Origin of the sequence: Phenylobacterium sp., assembly GCF_044236515.1 — a bacterium.
Classification (GTDB): domain Bacteria; phylum Pseudomonadota; class Alphaproteobacteria; order Caulobacterales; family Caulobacteraceae; genus Phenylobacterium.
The window spans coordinates 1-5,503 of the sequence record NZ_JBIIGK010000171.1; the positions used below are offsets into that span (position 1 = coordinate 1).

Genomic DNA, 5,503 nt, shown 5'->3' on the forward strand with positions numbered 1-5,503 from the left:
ACGCCGAGCACCATGCTCCAGTAGAGCAGGGCCTGGAATGGGGATCGCCCGGCCCGGGGCGGCCGCGGGGCGCGACCGCCGGGTCCGGACGACTGCGCGTTGGCCATGTCGCCGTCCTAAGAGAGAGCCGCCCCCGGCTGGGGCTCCTTATCATCCGCACCCAAGGCCAAACAATGTTGACGAGAGGTGAACGCCGGGGCTGCGGTGATCGCCCTGCGCCTAGAACACCCAGTCGCCCGCGCTGAGCCGACCTGGGGCTACGCCGCGCAGCAGGGTGACGGCGATCGGCCAGTCGCCGCCGGGCCCGTCCGGATCGACGAAGACCTCGACGACGCTGGTCCCGCGGAACTCCAGGTAGCCGTCGCCGATGGGGTCCGACCCGGCATAGGCGGGAGCCAGGGCCGACAGGTCGAGCAGATCCTCGCCGGGGGTGAAGTCGGTGATCTCGCCGCGCACCCACGGGAGCTGGCCGAACACGAAGTGGTCCGCGCCCCCTGCGCCGGTCAGCTTGTCCGGGCCCTGGCCGGCGTTCAGCGTGTCGTTCCCGGCGCCGCCGACCAGAGTGTCGCCGTACTGGTCGGAGGTTAGGACCTCGCCGTCGGCCGCAGGCGGCGGCTGGCCGCCGTCGTCGTTGCGGATCGTCACGACCTGGGTGCTGCGGCCCAGCGTCCCGCCCTGGGCATTGGAGAGCTGGACGGTGAAGGTCTCGTCCGGCTCGGCGGTGGTGTCGGGGTTCACCGACAGCACGATGTAGCGGACGTACTCGCCGCCGGAGAAGTTGACGACGCCGCTGACCGGCATGCCGCCGATGAAGTCGGCCGCGTCGACAGGGTGTTCGCCGGAGGGGGTCAGGCGCCACTCGACGCTGGCCGGTCCCTGGTTGTCGGTGCGGTGGATCGTCAGGCCGAACTGGCTTTCGCTGGAGCTGCCTTCCGTCCCGGCCGCCGCGTCGGCGGTGAAACGGATCTCCGATCCGCTGGAGGGGGGCGGACTGGCGGCGCCGCCCGAAAGCTGCGCCCAGGTGAGGCCGGACGCGCTGACATGCTCCAGCGTGGTGATCTGGAACGGCCAGTCGCCCGCGTTCGGCGCATCGCGGTCGAAGAACACCTTCGTGCCGCCGGCCCCGTCGCTCTGCAACGTCACCCGCCCGTCGGCAATGGGGTCCGACCCGCTGTAGCCCGCCGACTGGAAGATCGCCGACAGGTCGAGGCGGTCGGTCCCGACGGTGAAATCGGTGATCTTGCCGGCGCTCCACGGCAGGGTCTTGAAGGCGAAGCTGTCGGCGCCCCCGGCGCCGGCCAGGACGTCGGCGCCCTGGCTGGCGATGATCGTGTCGTTGCCCGCGCCGCCCGTCACCGTCGAGCCCGGGCGCGGCGAGGTGTAGACCTGCCCGTCTGAGGGCGGCGCGCCGTCGTCATTGCCGATTATGCCGAAGGCGGCGGTGGCGCCGCCCGTCGCGCCCGAGATGTTGGACAGCGTCAGCGTGAAGGTCTCGTCGGGCTCGGCGACCGTGTCGCTGCGCGCCGAGACGGCGATGGGGGCCGAGGTGGCGCCCGCGGCGATGCGGACGGTTCCGGTCGGGAAGGCGCCGCCGAAGTCATCGGCTGAGGCGGCGTTCGTCCCGCTCGGCGTCACCGTCCAGGCGGCCGTGACGTCCTGCTGGGCGGGCGCGCTCAGTTGCACAACGAACTGGATGACCCCGATCCCGCCCGCCATGCTGCCTTCGAAGCCGCCGAACGTCCCCTGGCTGAAGCCGAGGGTGGGGGAGCCGGACGGCGGCGGGTTGGCGCCGCCGCCTCCCGACAGGGTCGACCAGGTCAGGCCGTTGGGACCGACACCTTGCAGGGTGGTCACATGGAACGGCCAGTCGCCGCTGTTCGGCGCGTCGCGGTCGAACATCACCTTGGTTCCGCCGGCCCCGTCGCTGTCCAGCCGCAGGCGGCCGTCGGCGATGGGATCGGAGCCCGAATAGCCGCTGGCCTGGAAGATCGCGGACAGGTCCAAGCGGTCGGTCCCGACGACGAAGTCGGTGATCTTGCCGGCGCTCCACGGGAGGGCCCTGAAGACGAAGCTGTCGGCGCCGCCAGCGCCGGTGAGGACGTCCGCGCCCTGGCTGGCTACGATCGTGTCGTCGCCCGCGCCGCCGGTCACCGTCGAGCCGGGGCCGGGGGCGGTGTAGACCTGACCCGCCGAGCTCGGCGGCGGGGCAGCGCCGTCGTCATTGATCACGACGCCGGGCTTGGTCATCCGCCCGGCCGAGGCGCCGACGAGGTTGGTGAGTGTCACCGTGAACGTCTCGTCGGCCTCCGGCGTGGTGTCGCTGTAGGGACTGACGGTGAAGGTGGCGGTCGTGGCCCCGGCGGCGATGCGCACCGCGCCGGTCGGGAACTGGCCGCCGAAGTCGTCCGCCGACACCGAGTCGGGTCCGCCGCTCGGCGAGACGGTCCAGTTGGCGGTCACGTCCGACTGGGACGGCGCACTCAGCTGAACGGTGTAGGTGATGGTCCCGACGCCGCCGGCGCGGCTGCCTTCGAGGCCGGTCCATTCCGTCGACTCTGCAAAGCCGAAGGTCGGCGCGACCGGCGGCGCGCTGCCCGCGTCGCCGCTCAGGTGCGCCCAGGTCAGGCCATGCGGGCTGACGTTCTGCAGGGTGGTGACCTGGAAGGGCCAGTCGCCGCTGTTCGGCGCGTCGCGGTCGAAGAACACCTTCGTGCCGCCGGTCCCGTCGCCGTCCAGCCGGATGCGGCCGTCAGCGATGGGGTCGGAGCCGGTGTAGCCGCTGGCCTGGAAGATCGCCGACAGGTCCAGCCGGTCCGTGCCGACCGCGAAGTCGGTGATCTTGCCTGCGTTCCAGGGCAGGGCCTTGTAGACGAAGGCGTCGGCTCCGCCGCCGCCGGTCAGCACGTCGGCGCCCTGGCTGGCGACGAGGGTGTCGTCGCCGGCCCCGGCCACCACGGTCGAGCCCGGGCCGGGGGAGGTGTAGACCTGGCCGGAGCCGCTCGCCGGCGGGCTGGTCGAGCCATCGGCGGCGATGGTCAGGGTGAACGGCTGCGACAGTTCGCTGGTGTTGCCGGCCTTGTCGATCGCCCGGGCCGTGAAGGTGTGCGTCCCTGGCTCGAGCGAGGTGCTGGTGATGATGACCTGGCTGCTCTGCACCAGGGCGCGGCCGACCTCGACGCCGTCGGCGTAGAGGATGATCGGCGCGCCATGGGTGGCGCTGATATGCGGCGGCGGGCTGGGATGGCCCGGGCTGCCCGACGGCGGCGGCGGCGGGGGTTGCCAGTAGCCGCCCGGGTCGGCGTCGACGTTGAGAACGAAGGTCGGCGTGCTGTCGTCGGTGGTGGCCCCGTTGGAGAGGTCGCCGGTCTGAGCGCCCGCGTCGTCCCTGGCCCAGTTGAACGACGGGGGCAGCGGTTCGCGCAGCGCCAGGCGGACGTTGTGGACGTCGGTCGGGCCGGTGGTCCCGTCCGCGTAGCGCACCTGCGAAGTGATCCGCGTCCAGTCCTCGCGGCCCGTGCCGGACATCGACAGCGTGCCGGTGTCGAGGTCCACATAGCCCGCCTGGATATGCCCGGCGGTGAGGGTGACCTCGGAGACCGCGTCGCGGGCCGTCAGGATCAGGCGGTCGCCAGCCTGGGCCAGGGTGTCGTCGAGCGACAGCCGCACCGCCAGCACCGTGTCGTTGGTGAACCCGGCCTCCGGCACGTCGCCGGTCTGCGGCGCGACGTCGTCGGTGACGGCCACGATCTCCGGCGCCAGCCGCTCGGAGATCGTGAACGGCCAATAGTTGGCGCTGTTGGCGCTGTTGCCGGCCGCATCGATCGGATCGAACCGGAACCAGTGCGCGCCGTAGCTGAGCTCCGGCGCGGACACGCGCAGGGCGCCGCGCGCGATGTCCTCTGCGGTCAGCGTGATCGGCTCGCCCCAATAGGCGCCGTCGATGATGAAGCGGACCTGGTCGCCCGCCTGCACGGCGTAGGGACCGTCGGTCACGAGCTGGGTCTCGGCCACCAGCGTCCGGTCGTTGGTGAAGGTGTGCTTCGCGACGAGCCCGCCGTCGCTGTAGACGGCGGTGACGTCGCGGTTGCTCAGCCCGATGGTGTCGACCTGCAGGTCGTAGGGGTCGGAAGTCGCGCGGCTGCCGTCGCCGCCGGTCAGGCCTGCGGTCAGGGCGATCGCCCCGTTGGCCAGCCGTGCGGCCTGCAGGTCGATCTCGCCGCGCTCGACCTGTTCGGCGGTCAGGGTCACCGAGGTCCCCAACGCCACGCCGTTGGCGTAGAGCTGCAGGACATCGCCGGCCGTGGCGCCTGCGACCGAGACACGCACCGTCGGCGCCGCATCGTTGGTCAGGCCGCCGTCCGCGATGATCCCGGTATAAAGGTCGATGTCGTCCGTGACCTGAACGATGGTCGGCGCAACTGCCATGCCTCAGCCCCTTGGCGCATTGAGCGCGCCGATGTTCGTCCGGCGTTCGCCGGTCGTGTCGTCCCGGGGTGGGCAACCATCGGGGAGAAGCGATTGTTCCCATGGCGGCGCTCGGTTCGCGCCCGGAATTCGGGCGTCGCCGCGCCTGGCGTCCGCCCCCTTGGTTGCGACGCCGCACATCGCATGCTACTAGGCGCGCGGCTTTGATCCGGACGGCTTTCGGCCAACCCGGATCGAAGCGCTTTTTTCTAGCGCTTTCAGGCCTTTACAGCTGCAGCGGACCAAGCTGCTGCGGCTCTCGAAACGCACCGGGCGGATATCAAGTGGCGGACGACTCCCAGGCTTCGAATGTGGGCGGCAGATATGCCCAGGCCCTCTTCGACCTCGCGAAGGATCAGAACCAGGTCGCAGCCGTCGAGGCCGACCTGAAATCGCTGAATGCGGCCCTGGCCGACAGCCGGGACCTTTCGGTCCTGCTGGCCTCGCCCGCGTTCAAGGCGGAAGACAAGGGCAAGGGCCTGGCCGCGATCGCTGCGGCCGGCAAGTTCAGCCCGACCACGACCAAGTTCCTTGGCCTGCTGGCCGCCAACGGCCGGGCCTCGGCCTTGCCGGCCGTGATCGTCGCCTTCGAGCGGCTGTCGGCCGAAGCCCGCGGCGCCGTCTCGGCCCAGGTGACGACCGCCGTCCCGCTGACCGCGGCCCAGCAGAAGGGCGTCGCCCAGGCGCTGCGTCAGGCGCTCGGCAAGGACCCCGAAATCGAGACCCGCGTCGACCCGTCCGTCCTGGGCGGGATCAAGGTGCGGGTCGGCTCCCGTCTTTTCGACGCTTCGCTGAAGTCGAAGCTCGATTCCCTGAAATTCGCCCTCAAGAGAGCGTAAGACTATGGACATCCGCGCCGCCGAAATCTCGGCCATCCTCAAGAGCCAGATCGCCAACTTCGGCGAAGAAGCCGACGTCTCGGACGTCGGCTCCGTGCTGTCCGTCGGCGACGGCATCGCCCGCGTCTACGGCCTCGACAACGTCCAGGCGGGCGAAATGGTCGAGTTCCCGTCGGCCGGCGTGAAGGGCATGGCCCTGA

General features: G+C 71.0%; 2 protein-coding genes and 1 pseudogene. 2 read left to right on the forward strand and 1 reads right to left on the reverse strand.

Translation table 11 applies throughout. The features are described 5' to 3' along the window. Window positions 1-219: 219 nt before the first annotated feature. Complete coding sequence (locus ACILRF_RS13955; RefSeq protein ID WP_395673907.1) at window positions 220-4,425, reverse strand: Calx-beta domain-containing protein; 4,206 nt, start codon at window positions 4,423-4,425, stop codon at window positions 220-222. Between the two features lie 323 nt (window positions 4,426-4,748). Here ACILRF_RS13955 and ACILRF_RS13960 point away from each other — a divergent pair, with 323 nt between their 5' ends. Further along, window positions 4,749-5,303, forward strand: a complete 555-nt coding sequence (locus ACILRF_RS13960) for a F0F1 ATP synthase subunit delta (protein WP_395673909.1) — start codon at window positions 4,749-4,751, stop codon at window positions 5,301-5,303. A gap of 4 nt (window positions 5,304-5,307) precedes the next feature. Continuing rightward, window positions 5,308-5,503: pseudogene (locus ACILRF_RS13965) on the forward strand (F0F1 ATP synthase subunit alpha); the annotation flags it as partial.

Bases quoted from the DNA above. Each gene is read 5' to 3' on its own strand.
- ACILRF_RS13955 (WP_395673907.1), bottom strand. From the start codon at position 4,425: ATGGCAGTTGCGCCGACCATCGTTCAGGTCACGGACGACATCGACCTT.